This window comes from Carboxylicivirga agarovorans, from assembly GCF_050589845.1.
GTDB lineage: Bacteria > Bacteroidota > Bacteroidia > Bacteroidales > Marinilabiliaceae > Carboxylicivirga > Carboxylicivirga agarovorans.
Map to the genome: position 1 here is coordinate 1 of NZ_JBNGPA010000037.1, position 20,966 is coordinate 20,966.

Annotated in this window: 20 protein-coding genes; 7 read left to right on the plus strand and 13 right to left on the minus strand. The window is 39.7% G+C overall.

Features of this window, described 5'->3' with window-relative positions; all coding sequences use genetic code 11:
- On the plus strand, positions 1–287 hold a 287-nt coding region (locus tag ACRD69_RS21715), incomplete at its 5' end, for a hypothetical protein (RefSeq protein ID WP_430817253.1).
- Here the strand turns inward: ACRD69_RS21715 and ACRD69_RS21720 are convergent.
- A complete protein-coding gene (locus tag ACRD69_RS21720; protein ID WP_430817254.1) occupies positions 247–996 on the minus strand; it encodes an SDR family NAD(P)-dependent oxidoreductase in 750 nt (249 codons plus the stop codon). The two genes, ACRD69_RS21715 and ACRD69_RS21720, sit on opposite strands and share 41 nt — an antisense overlap.
- 516 nt (positions 997–1,512) lie before the next feature.
- Here ACRD69_RS21720 and ACRD69_RS21725 point away from each other — a divergent pair.
- Positions 1,513–3,537: a sensor histidine kinase gene (locus ACRD69_RS21725; RefSeq protein WP_430817255.1), complete on the plus strand. Its 2,025-nt coding sequence runs from the start codon at positions 1,513–1,515 to the stop codon at positions 3,535–3,537.
- Between the two features lie 5 nt (positions 3,538–3,542).
- Here the strand turns inward: ACRD69_RS21725 and ACRD69_RS21730 are convergent, their stop codons facing one another.
- The 7 genes from ACRD69_RS21730 to ACRD69_RS21760 all read right to left on the minus strand — a co-directional run bounded on the left by ACRD69_RS21730 (position 3,543) and on the right by ACRD69_RS21760 (position 9,411).
- On the minus strand, positions 3,543–3,884 hold the full coding sequence (locus ACRD69_RS21730) for a C-GCAxxG-C-C family (seleno)protein (protein WP_430817256.1): 342 nt from the start codon (positions 3,882–3,884) through the stop codon (positions 3,543–3,545).
- Between the two features lie 19 nt (positions 3,885–3,903).
- The gene (locus ACRD69_RS21735; protein WP_430817257.1) at positions 3,904–5,076 is read right to left on the minus strand and encodes a low temperature requirement protein A; all 1,173 of its coding nucleotides are present in this window, start codon (positions 5,074–5,076) and stop codon (positions 3,904–3,906) included.
- A 141-nt stretch (positions 5,077–5,217) separates the two neighbouring features.
- Positions 5,218–5,535, minus strand: a complete 318-nt coding sequence (locus ACRD69_RS21740; protein WP_430817258.1) for a hypothetical protein — start codon at positions 5,533–5,535, stop codon at positions 5,218–5,220.
- 12 nt (positions 5,536–5,547) lie between these two features.
- Entirely contained in the window at positions 5,548–6,903 is a 1,356-nt protein-coding gene (locus ACRD69_RS21745; RefSeq protein WP_430817259.1) for an aldehyde dehydrogenase family protein, read from the minus strand.
- 20 nt (positions 6,904–6,923) lie between these two features.
- Positions 6,924–8,090, minus strand: coding sequence for a radical SAM protein (locus ACRD69_RS21750; RefSeq protein WP_430817260.1), 1,167 nt, complete (start codon positions 8,088–8,090; stop codon positions 6,924–6,926).
- 62 nt (positions 8,091–8,152) lie between these two features.
- Entirely contained in the window at positions 8,153–8,797 is a 645-nt protein-coding gene (locus tag ACRD69_RS21755) for a peroxiredoxin-like family protein (protein ID WP_430817261.1), read from the minus strand.
- Positions 8,798–8,817: 20 nt separating this feature from the next.
- Positions 8,818–9,411 carry an NAD(P)H-dependent oxidoreductase gene (locus tag ACRD69_RS21760; protein ID WP_430817262.1) on the minus strand — a complete coding sequence of 198 codons (594 nt, stop codon included), beginning with the start codon at positions 9,409–9,411 and terminating at the stop codon, positions 8,818–8,820.
- A gap of 120 nt (positions 9,412–9,531) precedes the next feature.
- Here ACRD69_RS21760 and ACRD69_RS21765 point away from each other — a divergent pair, with 120 nt between their 5' ends.
- Together ACRD69_RS21765 and ACRD69_RS21770 are read left to right on the plus strand one after the other, a co-directional pair.
- On the plus strand, positions 9,532–10,374 hold the full coding sequence (locus ACRD69_RS21765; RefSeq protein WP_430817263.1) for a LysR family transcriptional regulator: 843 nt from the start codon (positions 9,532–9,534) through the stop codon (positions 10,372–10,374).
- Between the two features lie 147 nt (positions 10,375–10,521).
- Positions 10,522–11,127 (plus strand): zinc ribbon domain-containing protein, encoded by a 606-nt coding sequence (locus ACRD69_RS21770; protein ID WP_430817264.1) that lies wholly within the window; start codon positions 10,522–10,524, stop codon positions 11,125–11,127.
- A 171-nt stretch (positions 11,128–11,298) separates the two neighbouring features.
- Here ACRD69_RS21770 and hrpB read toward each other — a convergent pair whose 3' ends face one another.
- Positions 11,299–13,779, minus strand: coding sequence for an ATP-dependent helicase HrpB (gene hrpB, locus ACRD69_RS21775; RefSeq protein WP_430817265.1), 2,481 nt, complete (start codon positions 13,777–13,779; stop codon positions 11,299–11,301).
- Between the two features lie 89 nt (positions 13,780–13,868).
- On the opposite strand from hrpB, the gene ACRD69_RS21780 reads away from it, so the two are divergent.
- Positions 13,869–14,753, plus strand: a complete 885-nt coding sequence (locus ACRD69_RS21780; RefSeq protein ID WP_430817266.1) for a hypothetical protein — start codon at positions 13,869–13,871, stop codon at positions 14,751–14,753.
- 65 nt (positions 14,754–14,818) lie between these two features.
- On the opposite strand, the gene trpB is transcribed toward ACRD69_RS21780, so the two are convergent.
- The 3 genes from trpB to ACRD69_RS21795 form a co-directional block, all read right to left on the minus strand.
- Positions 14,819–16,045, minus strand: coding sequence for a tryptophan synthase subunit beta (gene trpB, locus ACRD69_RS21785; RefSeq protein ID WP_430817267.1), 1,227 nt, complete (start codon positions 16,043–16,045; stop codon positions 14,819–14,821).
- A gap of 224 nt (positions 16,046–16,269) precedes the next feature.
- Complete coding sequence (locus tag ACRD69_RS21790) at positions 16,270–17,670, minus strand: NfeD family protein (RefSeq protein WP_430817268.1); 1,401 nt, start codon at positions 17,668–17,670, stop codon at positions 16,270–16,272.
- A 90-nt stretch (positions 17,671–17,760) separates the two neighbouring features.
- On the minus strand, positions 17,761–18,336 hold the full coding sequence (locus ACRD69_RS21795) for a DNA-3-methyladenine glycosylase I (RefSeq protein WP_430817269.1): 576 nt from the start codon (positions 18,334–18,336) through the stop codon (positions 17,761–17,763).
- 228 nt (positions 18,337–18,564) lie between these two features.
- Here ACRD69_RS21795 and ACRD69_RS21800 point away from each other — a divergent pair, with 228 nt between their 5' ends.
- Entirely contained in the window at positions 18,565–19,068 is a 504-nt protein-coding gene (locus ACRD69_RS21800) for a hypothetical protein (RefSeq protein ID WP_430817270.1), read from the plus strand.
- Between the two features lie 38 nt (positions 19,069–19,106).
- On the opposite strand, the gene ACRD69_RS21805 is transcribed toward ACRD69_RS21800, so the two are convergent.
- On the minus strand, positions 19,107–19,919 hold the full coding sequence (locus ACRD69_RS21805) for a M48 family metallopeptidase (protein ID WP_430817271.1): 813 nt from the start codon (positions 19,917–19,919) through the stop codon (positions 19,107–19,109).
- Between the two features lie 131 nt (positions 19,920–20,050).
- On the opposite strand from ACRD69_RS21805, the gene ACRD69_RS21810 reads away from it, so the two are divergent.
- A complete protein-coding gene (locus tag ACRD69_RS21810) occupies positions 20,051–20,926 on the plus strand; it encodes a DMT family transporter (RefSeq protein ID WP_430817272.1) in 876 nt (291 codons plus the stop codon).
- Positions 20,927–20,966: the final 40 nt, after the last annotated feature.

Consider the following 20,966-nt stretch of genomic DNA (forward strand, 5'->3'; position numbering starts at 1 on the left):
GAAAACTAATTTATAAAAAAGACTTAAAACCACCTCCCCTCTCCTTCGTCGAGGTACTCCTCCTTGCCAGGAGGAGAGCTGATTTACAGCTTGAAAAACACTATATATGTGAATGTTTGAATCTTTTCGAACACTCGTGCGCACTGCTCCAGGTTGCCCCGGTTCATAAGGAAGACAAATCAGGAGTGTTGCCTGAAACAACACTCCCGATAATATATGCAACAAAAAGAGCCTTATTTATCAATACTACAGACCAAAAGCCGGATGAATTGCACCTCTTGTGCTAAAGGTCATTTCAGGATAATTAACGATACCCACCACATCGTCAGATTTATAAAGCTGATAAGTAAAATCCGCCATTTGTTCTGCCGAATGAAATGTACCAAATACAGAAGGGTCGATTTTATTGGCAGCTGTTTGGTTGGCAACATCAACAAACTCTGTTTCAACAGGTCCTGGAGCTAACACTTTAGCCTTCATAGGTAAGTTATTTGCCTTTAACTCCTGAGCCAATGATTCTGTATAAGATGCCACATAAAACTTGGTAGCCACGTAGGTTGCTGCGGTAGCCATGGTATAATATCCTCCTACCGATGCTACATTAATGAGTTGCGCCTCTTTGTTTTTGTAGTCTTTGGTGAACAAGGTCGACAAAATAGAAAGTGATTTCACGTTCAGGTCGATCATTTTGGTCATGTGCGGCAAATCAACATCCCACAGAAAATTGAAGTTGCCATAGCCGGCATTATTGATCATTGCAGTCAACTCAAAGCCTTTCACGTTTTCATACAATTTATAAGCATTTTCTTCAATAGAAAGATCCGAGTCAATCACTTCAACCTTAACCTGGTGTTTTGCTTCAATGTCATTTTTAAGTTCATTCAACGCATCAAGCCTGCGAGCCACAACAATTAGATTGTGCCCCTCTTCTGCAAACTTATACGCCATTGCCTTTCCTATTCCGGAACTTGCTCCGGTAATTAATGTGTAATTCATATTCATAGCCTTTTAAAATTTGATGATTATTCAATCTTCAGGATCAATTAAATTTGATACAGCAAAGTAAGTTCGTGTCACAGGCTTATCGCTTATACATTTTTACAGAAGACTTACACATTTTTACGTATGCAAATTCCATGAATTATCGGTTAACGTATTCATCAAGCCAAACAGAAACAGCTATTGGCATATAGCCTTACTGAGAGTTGTTTTATTCAACAAATCCTTCAACAAGTTCGGCTATATTGTCGCTTATCGCAACATTTTTAATGTGGGAATTATCCTATGACCTGATGGCATTCAAAGATTAATTACTGTTTGGCGATAACATTAAACAAGTCATTAATCAATAAAAACTTATTATCTCTAAACCTCGCCCTGTAAGCATTTTATGGTTATTTAGCGCATAACTAATACTCACGGTGAATTTTTTAAATGCTACTGTTTTGATTATATTGTCAATCAGTATTAGTGGAAGAACCTTGGGTGTTCTGAATACTGTAACCTATACATATGACATTACAAGCATATACGACTATATTATACAAGCTTTTTGCCAGCATCGCCTTTTTCACACTGCTGCCCGAAACAAGTTACAGCACTGATATTTATTGGGACGAATCGTTTGAGAAATTATCGATTGGCAATAAGGTTGATCTTCTGGAAGACGCTTCAGGATCCATCAGCTATTTGGATATTACTTCGGGTAAGTATGATCAGCTATTTAAGCCCTCAGATAAAATAAACCTCAGTCTAGGTTATACCGACTCCTATTACTGGTTGCGATTTACAATTGATAACCAGAGCCGGTACATGGCTTTTTTAGAATTGGCACAGGCAGGTTTGCCCGTGGCTGACTTATATTATCAAGATGACAACAATGTAATACAACATATTAAGGCCGGTTATCAGCTTAATATCCGGGATAAACGGGTTAAACATTCTTACCAGGTCTTTCCCTTGCCTGAAGGTAAAAGAACTTACTATGTCAGGTTAAATACCAACTCAGAACCTATACCAATCAACTTATATTCCCTCGAAGGATTTACCTTATCGGCCAATAAGCAAAAGATCGGCTATGGAATTTATCTGGGATTAATGTTATTTGTGGCACTCAACAGCATCTTTTTATTTATCTCACTTCGAAAAGGACTGTACCTGTTTTATTCACTTATTGTGCTTTTATACATCAGTTATTCAGCAGTTGTGATCGATGGGTTTATCGTCTATTTTGTTCCCGGTGTTAACCTGAAGTTTTTGTATACAACCATTCCATTCATAGGCATTGTTTTGCAAACCATCTATTGTATTGTATTTCTTGAGCTTAAAAAATACTCACTTAAGACATACAAGGTTATCAAAGGCCTAATTATCTACTTTACCGTCTGGATGATAATGCAATTCTTTTTGTCCTTTCCTTTGGTGCAACCCGTCAATACGGTTCATGCCCTTATATCCTTTGGCATAATGGGATATGTAGGATACAAAGTGTATAAAAAAGGTAATCAGCTGGGAAGGCTTTTCGCCTTTGCCTATTTGATCTATTTCCTCCTTGTTGCCGTACAGGCTATTTATATCAACACCGGCAGCCCGGCCTACATCGGAGGTCTGAGTTATGTAGCCTATGCAACCCTGGCTGAAGCCATATTGCTTTCTTTCCTGTTGTCGCGCCGCTTTGAACTGGAAAAAAGAGGTATAGAGGATGAAAAGCTGGCTGCTCAGCAAAAAGTGGTTGAAAAGACCATGGAAAATGAGCGAATCATCAATGAGCAAAATATAAAACTTGAACAAGAGGTTGCCAAAAGAACCATAGAACTTGAGCAAAATAATAAAAAGCTACGAGAGATAAACCGTGAAAAAGAAGGTATTGTAAATGTGGTTGCGCACGATCTAAAATCTCCCTTATCAACCATTATCAGCTTTACTGATCTTATAAAACACGAAGGCAGCTTAAGCGCTAAGCAAGAGGAGTATATCACAGTTATCGACAAGGTTCTTTGCGATGGAATGAACATTATTGACGACCTTATGGACAGTCATTCAGATGATGTAGATTTTAATAACCCTGCACTTGAAGAGTTCGAGATCAAAACCTTTATAAACGAATGGGTAAAAACCTTTGAGCAGCAACTCAAACGCAAAGAGCAACGATTAGTACTTAGCGTTGATGTCGTAAATCCTTTAATGACCAGCAACAAATTGTTATTGAGTCGGATCCTGAATAACCTGCTTTCAAATGCCATCAAATTCTCTGATATGAAGCAGGAAATTCACGTTTCTGTAAAAGAGTTTGACTCAAGGCTCGAATTCTCAGTAAAAGATTTCGGCCCCGGTATCAGTATTGATGATCAGCAAAGGATGTTTAAACAGTTTCAAAAATTATCTGCCCGCCCCACTGCGGGAGAGAGCTCCAATGGACTTGGTCTATCAATAGTTAAGCGCCTGAGCCGACGTTTAAATGCCAGGATAATACTGAAAAGTAATGTTGGAGAAGGCTCTGAATTTATCATCCGTTTTTCAAAAAACATGCGACAGTAAATTTATTACTCGCTTAAACTATCCTGCACAACTGTAGCTGCAAGGGCAACACATTGCTTACAGCTTAGTTTTCCGGTCCTTTTAATCTCACGACAGCGTCTGCTTCCTCCCTTCATCTCAAAGGCAGCATTCAATGTGTCTAACTGAGGCGTATTATCCAGCAACTGTTGTGCTGCATACAATGCCCCACAATAGCCATTTTCAGCCCTTCCTCCGCCTTTTCGCCGTGCTTCATATATTATCTGCTCAGAAGTGTTGAATTCGGCCTGAAAAGTCTTAAAAATCGCCTGTGCGCAATTATACATTTCTTTTCCGTGAAAGAGTTCCAGAGCTTGTTTTATTTTCATATCAATAGTTAGTTGACTCTTACTTTTTAAGGAAGAGCATTTTAAATCCTGACACATTGCCTTCAATGTGCCGTTTAGCAATGTCTTCATCGATCATATACCGGAAAGTGCTGAATATGTACACAAACAAAGTACCTGTAATGCTTGCTAAAATCCATTCGGCCCTGGGAAGCAAACAAGATACCACTGTCAGTATAAACACGATACCGGTGTTCAAAAATATATATTTCCTGATCTTTGGAAATAGAATATAGTAAGGAATCTGTTTGCCTAAGAAGAAAATTATAACCCCAACAATGGCCAGAAAGCGAAATGTGCCGATTTCAAGGTCGTTAAGAATAGCATGACGAATAAGGTTGGCAATTACAGCCAGCCCCATGTACAAGAGTAAGTTAGGAAAAATGATAAGATAGGCTTTTTTAATGTTTTTATTCTCGGTCAAAAGATAGATGAAGTCAAAAAGAATCCACCATATACCGCCAATGAGAATAAATCCAGTTACAGAGGCGAAAATATTGAAAGCATTCCATGCAATGCCCTGCAAGGTATTAGACAAACTAATGACCGACTCTCCCAGTAAAATTATAATTAAAAGACCTGAACGCTCAACAAGGTGCTCACTGTGAATTTTGGCATGTTCCATCTTTCTTCCTAAAAGCGGTGGTAAAAACAGATCAAGAAATATACTGAGGTAAACGATTCCATACCTGATATCATGATCAATAAAAACAGCGCTAAAACCCAGGATGGTATTGATCAGGTATACCAGACCTAACATTTTGGCATGTCTGTCGTCGTTCTCATGCTTTTTCTGAGACATCATGTATAAAACTGCAATTATCAGTCTTATAAGCGAATACACAGTGATAAATCCATAGAATATTCTATCGAAATCCACATCAATAAATACAGATAAACCAACCATCAGCAACATGATAACAAGGGTGACAATTCGGTGGTTTCTGCTATCGGTATCATACAAGTTACTATAGACAGTATGGTTAGCCCATAGCCACCAGACAGGTATAAACACCAATGGGAATTTAATAATGTAATTCCAGTCCAGATGACCATGGTGTGTATGAGCCAGCATATGGGTAATATTGCTGATTACCACAACGAAAATAAGGTCAAAGAACAGCTCAAGCCAAGTAGCTTTTCTGTCCTTTAGGAAATATTGTAATTGCTTCATTGACAATGCGATTGAATCTTACTACTTATAGTTCTAATTAATATACCCCGTAATTCAGGCTTAAAGCATTTGATTGACACCGGCTATTTGGATAGCAGGTGTCAATTTCAGTATCTGATATTTATCTGGCAGGTATAATCATCATTTAGCTGAACCGGCTTTGATTGCAGAAAGACATTCTCCGAATATAATACCACATGACTTATCCCTTACACAATCAGTTTGAGACAATGCCTGCAGATCAAATGAGCTTAATGGGCGCTCAGCCGACAGGGCAACGATTGATTTAGGATGACCAACGCAACCATGTCGCCCGGCTTCGTATTCTACTGATTTAACGATTTTCTCACCATCAACTTCCGCCATATTTACCTGCCACTCTTTGTAGCAGGTATTCTCATTGCTTTTATCAAAGGTCACCGACCATTCTTTAATATTTTCCATCGTATTGTTGTTCATTTTGTTATACTATTAACCTCGTTTTGTAACTACACGCACTTGTGTAAACTGGCGATGCCCATCAGGGGAACCATGGTAGCCAAAGCCGCTTTGTTTGGCTCCAACCCAAGGAGTGTCTCCAATACCTCCAACGCCCTGGTTGATTCCTACCATACCGGCTTCTAATCTATTCGCCACTTCTTCTGCCTGATCACCTCCATATACCGACGCACCCAGACCAAAGTCGCTGTTGTTGGCACTTTTAACCGCTTCATCAATATCTTTGTATCTCGAAATACAGATAACGGGACCAAAGGTTTCTTCGTTTGCGATTAGCATATCCGGTTTAATATCAGCCAATACCGTAGGTAATATATAACGCCCGGGATGATCTTTTCCGCCCAGTAGCACCCTTGCTCCCTTATCTATAGCATCTTCAATGTGCGACAGAATAATTGAACGCTGTTTATCATTTATAATAGGTCCTACATCAGCATGTATATCATTCCAGGCTCCTACCTTGTATTGACCGGCTATATTAACAAGCTCCTTCTCAAACTCATCAGCCACCTTTTCATCAACATAAATACGTTCGGTGGCAATGCACATCTGTCCTGCATTTTCAAGGCTGTTGGCCACTGCAAAATACGCAGCCTGCCTGATATCAGCATCGTTCATCACGATCAACGGATCTTTGCCCCCCAGCTCCATTACCAGGCGCTTCAAAGTACCCGCTGCATTTCGCATGATATCCTTGCCAACTGGTCGTGACCCGGTAAATCCAATCAGGTTAACATCTGCCAAAACCAATGCTTTGCCTTGTTCCTCTGCACCGTGTACTATTTGCAATACGCCATCAGGCAATACCTTATTGAACGTTTCCACATAAGCCTGAGCAATTAACGGGGTTTCTTCCGAAGGCTTAAAAACCACCGTATTACCAGCTGTCAGTGCAGGAATGATCATCCAGTGTGCCATGGACATTGGATAATTCCATGGAGCAATGATGGCACACACCCCCAAGGGATTATACTGCATCTGTGTTTCACGTCTTCCACCTCTGAAAAACTGCGTTTTAATGGCTTCCTGAACTTCTTTGGCACGATACACCGCATCAGATGCACAGCTGTAAACCTCTCCATTGCCCCGACTAATGTCTTTGCCCATTTCCCGACTCAACAATTTACCCAGCTCCTGTGCCCGTTCAGATAATGCTTTGCCAGCTTTTCCAATGTATTCGATCCGCTCATTAACACTTAAAGCGCCCCATTCCTTTTGAGCCGTATGAGCTTTCTCCACAATGGATGCAATATCATCAATTGAAGTAACATCTACTTCTCCAACCAATTCCCCGTTACTGGGATCGTATGATTTTAGTTTTGTTATCATCTTACCTGGTAAGCTACTATTTAAATAAATCGTTTCATTAATTCATCAATCATCCTATCGGCATTTTCATTGGTAATATGATGCTGTGCCATGGTTTGCTGAACACGCTGGCGGCGTACCGGATTTTCAAGATCCTTTGTGGCATTCATAATGCCAGTACGCCTGCCCACACTAAATAATACCTGTTCATCACGGCTTAAATCAAGATACCACTGCAGAACCTTAATCATTTTATTTTTATCCCCCGGCAGTTGACCTTCCACCTCTTCCAACAGGTTGAGAATATGATCGCTTTTAACAACACTGTTTATGCCATAAAGGTGCTTGATCATTATCAACAACTCCCTGGCCATCACTGCATCATTGGTGCGTGTAAACGTACCATTACGGTAATCCTCCGCCAGCTCTGTCTGGTCAGGTAAAGCCAGGGTGCGGATTCGTATAAAGTCAGGATTAATCTGATTCAGCGCATCAGCTGTTTCAAGAGCATTTTGCTCTGAATACTCCATGCCACCTAAGCCTGGCATATAATATTCGCTTAACTCCATGCCTGCTCTTTTTACTTTTTGTCCCGCCAGTATATGCGCAGACTTATCTGCCCCTTTTTTAACCAGCTTTAATATTTCATCACTTGCCGATTCCATACCAATATGTATTCTGTTTAAACCAGCCTTTGCCATCTGCTCAAGATCTGCATCAGCAATACGTGCAATGGTGTGTGAGCGTGAATACGAGGTAATGCGCTCCACCTGCGGAAATAAACGCCTGATATGCTGCAGAATGGCAATCATATCATTGGGTTTTATAATTAAGCTGTTGGCATCTTGCAGAAAAATAGACTTCATGCCGTTCTGCATCCAGTTAAGCGCCTGATAGTAGGCCCACTCTCCTTTTGTGCCCATATTCGTCTTCAGCGATTTCAATGCAGCTTGTTCTTCATTATCACTTTGTTCTTGAGCCCCTTGAAGAACAGTAATATATTGATGCAGCATATTCAGATCCTCGATAATATGCTCTTTGGGTCTTAAGCTGAATTTCTTCCCTTTGTACAAAGCACAAAACCTGCACTTATTCCACGGGCAGTTTCTCGTTACCCTTATAAGCAGGCTATCTGCCTCACTGGGCGGACGAATCGGACCTACTTCAAAGCCTTTATATTCCTCCGCCATTCTTGCCTGACATTCCATTTTAATGCTTTCTATTTTATAGAAGGTTTGACTAAAGTATCGCCCTCGGTTTATTATTTTCTTTACTTTTTTAATACTGCCATTAAATCATCCGGTTCAGGCCTGATTGTATAGTCCGGATTGCTTTCGGCAAACCTGATAATGCCGTCCTGATCAATTAAAAAACGCGCAGGCATTGGCAATGACCATTCCTCATCTCCATGGTATTCATTCAATGGAATGTTGAATACATCGCGATACAGCTCTTTTAATTCATTTGGTATAAAGAACTTTAGACCAAATTGCTCCGCCACCCCATTACTTTGATCCATCAGGATATCAAAGTTTAGTTTTTGTGTTTCTATTATTTTTTTCGAATGGATTTCTTTCTCCGGAGAAACAGCGATCATTGCTCCGCCCAATTCCTCTATTTCAGGAACATATTTTTTTAAGTTAGCCAGGTCAGTATTACAATACGGGCACCAAAAACCACGGTAAAATGTGATAATAAGAGGGCCTTTTTGGTATAATTCTGAAGCTTTAACCAGTATACCATCCTGATTGGGCAATTCAAAATCAGGTATTTTATCTCCCACCTTCAAGACCTTCTCCTGAATACCTGATTCTTTCAATTGCCTGGTAGCCTTGTGCATAATATCAACATATCGCTGAGGCATACTACCTTCAATTCGTTTTTGCAAGCTTGCCAATCTTTCTTGAAATGTCATTACCACTTATTTTTTTAGAATTAATTATTGCTTATCTGAGTTTCAGACAATGCTTTTATTACCACATCTTCCATGTGCTTATTGAGCCGTTCAATATCATTCTTAACCTGTGGACTTTTAATTACATTGAACGCGCCGAATGACTTTAGTGGTTCCATACCGCAAAACTGGTTGGTCTTATGCATATGAAACAGAAAATCCTCCAGGTCCCGCCCTTCAAAAAAGCCGTCCGCATCATTAAAAGCTTCATATGGTGCATTGCTTGTTATTGAGAACATGTATTTTTTACCATTCATCATGCCATTGCCATATCCGTACTTTTGCGCTTCATCACCAATACCGAAAAATACCCCATGCGCATACACCTGGTCAAGGTATTTTTTCATCATGGCAGGTGTGCTGAACCAGTATATCGGGAACTGGAAAATAATTAGGTCAGCCGCCTTAAACTTCTCCTGCTCTTCTTCGATATCATAACCATCCTTAATAACAGTAGTGGTAATTTTGTAATCACCTTTTAGTTTGTTTTCAATAGCAGATAACATGGAGCTATTGAATTTCCCTTCAGCAAATGCGTATGGTTCATGACCATTAATCAGTAATACATTCTTCATATTAATCGATATTTTAAAATTATTAATCAGTTTAATTCGTTTTTGACGATGTAAAGTAAACTAGATTCAATATATTTGCAAAACAGAAAATTTAGATCACATTAATCGATATTTCCGATCATGAATATTCAATTTATAAAATACTTTGTAGTATTAGCTGAGACACAAAACTTTACAAAAGCAGCAGAAAAGATGTATGTTGTACAATCGACCTTTTCAGCTGGTATTAAGAAGCTGGAGGAACATTTGGACTGCCAGCTGTTTTACAGGGATAAACGCAATGTAAGACTCACTAGTGAAGGCTTCACACTATTGCCAAAAGCCAAAAAGCTCTTATCGCTCTGGGGGGCTATTGAATCAGAATTTCTTCACTCGGAAGACAGGGTATTACGCATTGGTGTCATCTCGCCTTTGATACCTGATGCCTACGTGCCACAACTTAAAAGCTTTCAGGATATTTTTGGGCAGTTTAAAGTCCATATCACAGAAGACAAAAAAGCTCAACTCTACGAAAAGCTATCAAAAGGCGATATTGATTGCATATTTATTGAAGATGAAAAGGTGGATGAAAAGCTTTACGACAAGCGACTGGTTTATGAGGAAGTTCTGGATATAGCTGTTCCGGTAAGTCACCCGCTGGCCATTAAAGATAAACTTGAGTTGAAAGCACTGGATAAGATGCCATTTATTGAGCGATGCAATTGTGCTTTATTTAATGAGGTACAGGAAGCCTTTACAGCTAAAGAAATTGATGTTACACCTGTGTTTACAGCGCACAGCAACGATACCGTATCTGCCCTGGTCAATTCAGGTGTTGGTATCTCTTTGATGTCGAAACCAAACAAAGCCATTGATGGTGTGAAGTTTATATCTATCTCAGATGCCAGTTTCAAACGGAAGATCATCTTCGTTTGGCGAAGAGACAATGATTCAGTAGCCTTGTCTAATTTTTTGTCGGTATAGCATCATTGCCACCATCACCTTACTTGATAAATAAAGCCATTGGTCAACAAATAGGGTCAGATTGTAAATTAAGTAGCTAAAAAATAATGTATTATTTAGCGAGCTGCTTACTTTTAAGCTTCTAACTCATTTTATAAATCTACACAAATGGTAATTTACGGATGGCGTACATCGCACATTAAAACAGAAGGAAATACGCAATTGACCTGCCCGCATTGCGGTGAAAAAGGTGGAATTTACAATAGTGTATATGGCCGTTATGTTCATATATTCTGGATTCCTACCATATCAATTGGAAAAACAGGAGCAGCTCAATGCCAGCATTGCAAAAAGGTATATGAACCCAAAGAAATGAACGATGATATGAAGCGCTCATATAAAACTATGAAGGGCGATACACGCATTCCGTTCTGGCACTTTTCAGGTGCTGCCGTTATTGCTGTGCTTATTGGTTTATTTGCCATAAACGATAAAGTTGAAGCACAGGATGAATTGGAGTATCTGAATAATCCCATGGTTGGCGATGTATATGAATACGAAGCTGATAATAACGAATACTCCACTTTAAAAGTCATTGAAGTGAGCAAAGACAGTGTGTTTTTCATATACAACAATTACACCTATACGCAAAAATCCGGTATTGAGATCATTGATGTTGACACCTGCTATTCTGATGAAGCATATATGGTTTCTCGCGAAGAATTGATGGAAATGTACAACGAGGGAACCATCTATGATGTTAACCGTAAATAACGGCTTTTAAAGATTAGGTGAGACTTAAGGAAGGACAGCAGCTTCCAGTCCATCACGCAAAAAAATAAAAAGGCGCAAAGTACGCAAAGGACTGATATAAAATAATCATCACTTTGCACGCTTTGCGCTTTTATTTATGGTATTTATTGAAATATACTATTCAACTATCTTCTATTTCCTTTTTACACCTCTCACAGCCGCTGCTTCCAAGGGGTTATCGGGCCAGTGATGCTTTGGGTAACGTGCTTTCAGTTCTTTTTTTACTTCGAAATAGGCATTGCTCCAGAAGCTTTTCAGATCATTGGTTATTTGCACCGGTTTAAATCCGGGTGATAAGAGGTGCATCAATACCTTTACCTGGCCATTATTAACGGCAGGCGTATCTGTCATGCCAAACACCTCCTGCAGTCGAACAGCTAATACGGGAGCTTCTCCGTTACTTTGGTAATTGAGCTTAATATTGGAACCACTGGGTACTTTAATGCGCTCGGGTGCCAGCTGTTCCAGCCTTTGTTGCAGCTCATAATCCAAATGATGCTGCAACACCATTTTAAGCTCAATCTTCTTTAGATCATCCGGTTTCTTTATATCGCTCAGGTAAGGCGATAACCAACTTTCATTATCTGCCAATAAAGAGTTTGTTGATACATCGGGCCAGTTGTAATCCGCATCCCATTTTCTTAAGCTCAAAACACGGTTTTGCCATTGAGTCACTTCCTTATCAAAGTTTAGAAGCCAGCTCCCCTCCTTTTTAATAGCATTAGATATAGCCTTTATTTTCAGGCTTTCATCATAATCATATAAAGCCTTACTTTGTAACACAATGCTACCAATACGCAACTCAGTCAATGCTTTGAATCCACCTCGTTTGGTGTCCCAGCTAAGCGATTCAACAGTTTTCACCATTGGAGCTAAGTCCTGCGGGTTCAAAGGCGAAGCCAGAAATATCTTTCCAACACCTTCGCGCGCATTCACATTGGCAATTGCCAACCAGCTTTCATGGGCCAGGTCATCCTGATGACCAGCAGCGGCAATGCTTCCATTGGCCAACTTAAACTGCGCATTGTTTCCCGGTTTGGCATGGGCAATACGTTCAGGAAAGGCAAATACCAGTAATAATCCTGTTTCATAAGGATCAGGGACAGCATTCTCTTCATTAATGGATAAAATGCGACGGTATTGCTCTGCTATTTTGGCAATACGGCCCAATGGTTTGCTTTTTAATTCACCTTTTCGATGTCGCCTTAAAGCTTCTATCCTTGCGTTTAAGTCAATTCCGGCTTCTTTACCCAAGGGGTCCCGCTCTTCCAGTAAAGCAGCAATATCGCAGGCTAAGGGAGCCAGATCTTCCTCTTCGGCCATTAATAACATGTGCGCGAGGCGCGGATGACATGGTAATTTATGAATGGCTTTACCATGCTCTGTAATGCGGTTATTGTCCAGGGCTTCGAGCTGATGCAGCAATTCCCGGGCCTGAGCCACATGTCCTTTGGGCGGAGGTGACAACCAGGTTAATTTACTGATATCCTCCACACCCCAATGTGCCATTTCCAAAACCAGGCTGGCCAGGTCGGCTTCTTCAATCTCCGGAGTACGGTGTTCCTGCAATCGATTATGCGTGCCTTTGGTCCACATGCGATAACACACCCCCGGTCCTAATCGACCAGATCGTCCTGCACGCTGGTCGGCCGAATCAAGGGTGATGTCAACGGTTTCAAGCCGCGATAATCCTGAATTGGGATTGAATCTGAGTGTCCGGCTATAACCACAATCCACCACTACCTTTATCCCTTCTATGGTCAAACTGGTTTCGGCTATTGATGTAGCTAATATTATTTTACGTTTCCCTTCTCGATGGGGCATTATCGCTGCATACTGCTTATTGGGGGGTAACTGACCATATAGTGGATGAATGGATATATCACGATGTTTCCTCTTAAGCAAGGCTTCACATGCTCTTATTTCCCCTTCACCAGGCAAAAACACAAGTATATCACCATCCTGCTCCTTAACGGCTTTAGATACAACACGAGCCGTTAATTCAGGGAGCATCGTTACATCATTCTCTCCTTCATATTTGATATCAACTGGGTACTGGCGCCCTTTACTGACTACCGATGGTGCATTCAGCAATTTCGTTAATTGAGGCATATTCAATGTGGCTGACATGATCATAAGCCTCAAATCACCTCTTAATACCTGTTGTGCTTCACGCGACAGAGCCAGTGCCACATCGGCAAACAAACTACGCTCATGAAACTCATCAAAGATAACAAGGCCAACACCTTCAAGCGCATTATCACTTTGAAGCATGCGCGTTAATATGCCTTCTGTAACAACCTCCAATTGGGTGTTATCACTAACACAGTTATCGAAACGAATGCGGTAACCTATTTTATTTCCTACCTTTTCACCAATTAAATCGGCCATCCGCATGGCAATGGTTCGTGCAGCCAAACGCCTTGGTTCCAGCATAATTATTTTCTGCCCGTTCAGCCAATTTTCATCCAAAAGAGTCAAGGGTAACAGAGTACTTTTACCGGCACCCGGAGGTGCATTGACAATTAATGTATTACCGCTGCTTAAATGATCTTTAACGTCATCAATTACCTCTGTAATGGGTAAATCTATATCATAAGGATTAAAACTCACGCTCTGCTAATTTGCTGCAAAAGTAGGGAAATAAATTGTGTAAATTAATTTGTACTTTCGTTTGAATTCTAATCAAACAAAATGTTTATATGACCAGACTTATCAAAATCTCCATTCTGGGAATGATCATAGCTTTGCCAACTACCTTGGTCAAAGGACAATCAACACAGTTATTCTCACCAGCTGATTCTGTTGCCAGGCTTGAAATGCGTTATTTGCATCCTTTTTATAAATTGGTAGACAAGCAGGGCATGCTTAGTGGGGTCTATGATTTTTCAATATCCTATCCGATTAACAGTAAATGGAATATTCAAGCTTCTGTACCACTACTATTTGCCAAATATGATGTAACTAATTATTATGGGTATGGCGGTGGCTATGGATATGGCGACAGTCATACTGTTTCTACAATAAAAGACAATGCCATTGGAAATATTATGCTTGGCATTAACGCCAACAGCTTTTTTAATAATAGTCGGGTTTTTAGTTTTAATCTACAGCTGTTTTTACCAACAGCTCAAGACGATAATGACGCAGTTGATTATGCCGTCTATGCTAATTTATATGAACTTCAAAAGTATTTTAGTGATGTTACATCAGTAACTGCGAAAGCTACCTATGCGTACATCCCCGGGTCTGGTTTATTTTACTCACTAAGTAGTGGTGCAGTTTATTTAATTGCAGGCTCTGATTCAGGTTTTGATAACGACTTTTGTTTAAGTTATGCCTTCAGTGGTGGGTATAAAATAAATAAACTTGCTTTTGGTATAGATTACCTTGGATTCATCAACCTGACAAATGATGTTTTTGATGATTTCAGAGATCGTATGTTTGATGCTTTAACTATTGGAGCTCATTATTCAATTGGCAATTTTGAACCATCATTATTCTACTCTGTATATACGAGAGATGATATAAGAGATGTTATTTCGGGCACATTGGGTATTAAACTGGCTTATCGATTTGCGAGATAAAACAATAAAACCTGTCAGTATCTGAATACCTGACAGGTTTTATTATATACTTAAGATAGAATTATCTATTCTTCTATCCCATAGTCTTTTCCAAACTTCTCAACCACATAGTCAATATCCTTATCACCGCGCCCCGAAAGGTTAACCAGAATCGTTTGATCCTTCGATAAGGTTGGAGCCAATTTCATGGCATATGCAACAGCATGCGAGCTTTCCAATGCCGGGATAATGCCTTCGTTACGTGCCAGTTGCATAAAGGCATCAATGGCTTCCTGATCATTGATAGCCTTGTAACTTACACGCTCAATATCTTTTAGATAAGAATGTTGTGGTCCCACACCCGGGTAATCAAGGCCTGACGCAATTGTATTAACCGGTGCCGGTTCGCCGTTTTCATTTTGTAATAAATAGCATTTAAAACCGTGAATCATACCAGGTTGCCCAAGCGTTAGCGTGGCTGCATGGTCACCGGTTTCAAAGCTTGTTCCGGCGGGCTCGACACCATAAATATTAACTTGCTCATCTTGTAAAAATGCTGTAAACAAGCCCATGGCATTGGAACCACCTCCGACACATGCCACCAGGTGATCGGGCAATTTACCGGTCATTTCATTAAACTGCTCTTTGGCTTCACGGCCTATAACCGCCTGGAAGTCGCGTACCATCATTGGGAACGGGTGTGGCCCCACCACCGAACCAATGGCATACAACTGGTTAACCGGATCTTTCAGGTAAGCTTCAAAAGCAGCGTCAACAGCCTCTTTTAATGTTTTTAAACCATGTGTGGCAGGAATAACATTAGCTCCTAATATTCGCATCCTCACCACATTAGGGTGTTCTTTATAAATATCTACTTCACCCATGTAAATGTCACACTCCAGTCCAACCAGTGCCGCTGCCGTTGCAAGGGCTACACCATGCTGTCCTGCACCAGTTTCGGCAATTAGTTTTTTCTTACCCATCTTTTTGGCCAGAAGGGCTTCGCCTAAACAGTGATTGATTTTATGTGCTCCAGTGTGATTTAAGTCTTCGCGCTTGAGGTAAATTTGCGCACCGCCCAGTTTATCAGAAAGGTTTTTGGCATGGAATACCGGTGAAGGACGGCCTGTGTAGTGTTTTTGAAGGTAGTACAATTCTTCTTTAAACACCGGATCGTCTTTAATTTTCTCGTAGGCGTCGGTAATCTCCTGTATCACAGGTTCCAGCATTGGCGGTACAAAACGGCCACCATATTCGCCGAAAAACCCTTCTGCATTGGGCATTACCTCACCATTTAAAAGTGATTTGTTCATTAATTTGTGTTTTGGGGCACATTGGCCCGTTGATTATTATTAAAAGAAAAGCCGCAGGTGGAATTCCTGCGGCTTCTATATTTTTTAGACATCAACCTATTGTTCCACTTGATTAAAAAGTAGAGCAACGCCACCAAAAAGTATAAAACAGTTGATTTGTCATTTTTTTATTTTTTGCCTGAGCAATGATACTTATTTAATGAATGAATACAAAGCATTGTCTCTTATTTTTGAGTCATAACATATAATTGACCATGCAGAAAGCGCGTCACTTTGACTCTTGTCCCTTTCTCAATATAACCTGTTTCAGCAACCGCATCATATTGTTCATCATCAATCATTATTTTACCCGATGGACGCAGGCTAGTAAATGCAACAGCTTCCTCTCCCACAAGGTTACTTAGTGAAGCTTCCACCCCTATATATCCCAACTCTACATTTTCTTCCGTTTGCAAGGCTATTCTTGCCCCAAAGGTTGATGATGACAATAACTTCTTACTGAGGTAAATAATGGCCAGTAACGAGCCAAATAAGCCGGATAATACAATACCCATTGCTTCCAGCAGCTTATTAAAACCAACACCGTCAAAATTAAACAAATCATTATCCAGTAAACTTAAAGTAAGTCCACCCACTACCAGTATAATACCCGACACCCCTGCGACACCAAAGCCCGGAATAACAAATACTTCAAGACCAATGAGAACCAGGCCTATTATGAAAATTATTATCTCCCAGTTGTCAGCCAATCCATCAATATATAGTGGCGAGAAGTATAATACAGCAGCTATTGCAGCGGCTAATAAAGGAAAGCCCACTCCCGGTGTTTGCAATTCAAAATAGATACCTCCCATGATAACCAGAATAAGAATACCTTGAAGTATAGGACTGGTTAAGAAACCTTTCAAACCATCATAAAAGGAAGGTTTAAAAGAGGTAATCTCATATTCGTATATCTTCAGTTGATTTAATACATCGTCAATGTTATTGGCCTGCCCTTCACAAAAACCATTCTCAATAGCCTCTAAGGTAGTAAATGTAAGTATCTTACCCGTATCAACTACATTTTCAATGTAAATACTCTCATCCACCATTGCCTCGGCAATATGTGGGTCACGTCGCCACACATAAGTCGTATCTTTGCCAGTTACAATGGTATCTTTACCATGTGCTTCGGCTGTTGCTCTTATGGTTGAACGCATGTAGGACTGGTATTTATCGGGCATCTTCTCCCCGCTTTGATTAACCACTGTAGCAGCACCAATATTAGCCCCCGGACGCATATAAATACTGTCGCAGGCAATAGAAATTAATGCACCAGCTGAAGCTGCATTATTATCAATAAATACATGAACCGGAATGTTACTGTTTAATATTTTTGTACGTATAGAGTCGGCAAATACAACCTGACCGCCATAAGTATTCATGTGCAGCAAAATAACATCCGCATTCATCTCTTCAGCTTCGGCAAATGCCTCCTGGGTATGAATCCATGAAGTACTTCCTATTTCGCGGAATATCTTATAAGTATATACCTGTGTTTTCAGGGTATCTGATGATTCGGCTTTTAAACCGAACAAACATACAAACAGTAACACCAGAGTGAGTAGTTTTCTATGAGTCATTATTAATAGAAATTAAGTTGATGCTTAAAAATACATATTAGTTTGTAGTTAACAGACCATTGTTGGTATTAAAATTAATCTGCTAACCTTTTAAATGCTTAAAGAACGACACTCATTGTAGCGAAAGCAACTGGTAATATGATCATTAACCATACCTATTGCCTGCATGAAGGCATAGCATATTGTGCTGCCAACAAAGCTAAAGCCGTCTTTCTTCAACTGTTTGCTCATCTTATCTGATATGGCAGTTGTAGCAGGGATATCAGATTCTTTCTCAAATTGATTCTGTACGGTTGCATAATTGGTAAACTGCCATATGTATTTATCAAAACTGCCATATTCGGCTTGAATACGCAGAAAAGCAATTGCGTTTTTAATGGCGGCATTGATTTTCAGCTTGTTCCTGATTATCCCTTTATTTTGCAATAATTCAGCCACTTTAGCTTCATTATATGCCGCAATGGTTTTAGCATCAAAATCATCAAAGGCCTGCCGAAACGCTTCCCGCTTATTGAGTATGGTTGACCAGCTTAAGCCAGCCTGAAATCCTTCAAGAATAAGAAATTCAAATAACTCATCGTCATCGTGTAATGGAACACCCCACTCTTTGTCGTGGTATTCCATATATAGCTCTGAGCCCTTACTCCATTTGCACCTGTTATCCATTTGGGTTTCTTTTTAAGTTTTACCGAACATAAACACTACACTAAGCAGCAAGCTAACAAAGACCTGGTATTTAATACAAATTCCAGCAAGCCTTACTGGTCTTAGTCTTATTTATACAAATATCAAATAAGCAGACAGTTACATATTTATTGTAACTTTAGACTTAAATATTAGTAAGAACCAACATAGTAAAATTTGTTCATACTCTATTATCGCCAGCCATTATTTATGAAAACAAAATTGCTAATATCATGGCTACTTTACCTTAGCACAGCTGTTTGCTATTGCCAGCAGGACTCTGAGATTGAATTTAATGATTATACAGGGTTTAAGAGCAATGCTATTTATGTGGAAGGATTTATTATGAATCCATCCAACTATAACTATGGCTATCCTTCACTTAATTATGAGCGTTATCTTGATAAATTATATCGCTTATCTTTACGTATCGGTGTTTCCACCGATTTTAAAAACACTACCAACATACCATTTTCCATTAATTGGCTGACTGCTACCTTAAATGATCACCACCTGGAATTTGGGGCAGGTGCCATTTTAAGCATTAATGATTATACATATGAGGATAATGACCTGGTAGCATACGGTATCTTTCTTCCCATGATGTATCGCTATCAACGATCAGGAGGTTTAATAGTCAGGGCTGGTATAAACGCCGTATTTGGATTAGACAACTTTGTTGCCCCTTCTGTTAGTTTAGGATATAATTTCTAAAAAAAAAAAGCGTTCTTGTCAGAACGCTTTTTCTATCGTTATTTTTTATAGTATTTCATCGCTTCGGGCATAAAGCTCTGCAGGTTTTTTATTCTTGTTTCATCGGCCGGGTGTGTACTCATAAACTCTGGTGGTTTCTGACCGCCCGATGCAGCCATACGTTCCCAAAAACCAACAGCAGCCTGAGGATTATAACCTGCCATAGCCATAAAGATTAATCCCATTTTATCTGCTTCATTTTCGTGCGTACGTGAATAAGGCAGCATAAATCCATATTGGGCTCCTAAACCAAAAGCAGCCATATAAATTGCTTTCGTTTCCTCAGGTTTCTCATCAACAGCAACAGATAGGGCTGTTCCTCCCATTTGAACGGCCATTTGATTACTCATACGTTCATTACCATGTTTTGCCACAGCATGAGCTATTTCATGTCCCATTACTACGGCAAGACCTTCTTCATCCTGCGTAAAGGGAAGTATACCTGTATAAAATACCACCTTACCTCCTGGCATACACCATGCATTGGGCGTATCATCTTCAACCAGGTTAAATTCCCATTCAAATCCTGCAATATGCTTTCCATGACCGTTATCCTGCATGTATTTTTCAACGGCAGCAGCAATTCGTTGCCCACATCGCTTTACCATTTCAGTTTGCTGCTTATTGGTCGAAAGTTTATTCTCTTTCAAAAACTGATCATACTGACTAAAGCTCATTGCCATCATTTCAGTATCTGAAACCAGGTTAAGTTGTTTTCGCCCCGTAATAGGCACAGTAGAACATGAATAAAGAAATGTCAGCATCAAAAGCAGGCTAATGCCGACAGGCCATTTAAATACAATTTTCTTCATAATAAGATTAAAATTATTGTGCGTTAAAGTTATATCCTTTATTTAATAAACGTTGAATGGCAAAATTAATGTGTTACATCGAAACTATTTCTATTTTTGCGCTAGCAATAGTACTTTTTATTTTACATTGAATGAGCGCACTCTTAAAGAACCACTTAAAGCTTCATTTTGTTGTTTTGCTTTACGGCTTTACAGCTATTTTAGGAAAATTAATCAGTTTGCCGGCACCTCAAATGGTTTGGTACCGCATGTTCATCGCTTTTTTGGTTTTAGGCGGCTTTATTTATTACAAAAAAATACCGGTGAATATCGGCCGTGCGAATATTCTTCGAATCATGGGCGTTGGTATTGTTGTAGCTTTTCACTGGATCACCTTTTTTCATGCCGTAAAAATATCCAACGTATCGGTCACTTTAGGATGTATGGCATCAACCACATTGTTTGCAAGCTTTTTAGAGCCCATCATTTTTCGTAAAAAAATAAAATGGCTCGAGGTATTTATCGGGCTTCTGATAATAGGCGGCCTTTACCTTATATTTCAATTTGAGCTGAGTTATTGGAAAGGTATTATAACAGCTTTGATTTCAGCTTTTTTAGCCGGGTTATTTACTGTTTTAAACAAGCTATTCATCAACAAACATCATCCCGTTACAATCAGTTTTTATGAAATGATAAGTGGATTTTTAAGCATTGGCATTTTCCTTGTCTTTATTGATGTTCTTCCACATAAGCTATTAACACCTACAACAAGCGATATCATTTACATATTAATACTTGGCATAGCCTGTACTGCCTATGCTTTTGTTGTTGCTGTTGATGTCATGAAAGTACTTTCGGCATATACGGTTGTCCTGGCCATTAATATGGAACCTGTTTATGGTATTTTACTGGCTTTCGCAGTTTTTGGTCAAAGTGAGTTTATGTCAGGTGGTTTTTATATAGGTACTTTGGTCATTTTAGCTGCAGTATTTCTTCATCCTGTCCTGGAGCGCATGCAAAAGAAATAGCTCATTTTTTGTTCATAAAACTTTCGTTATATGTGAACAA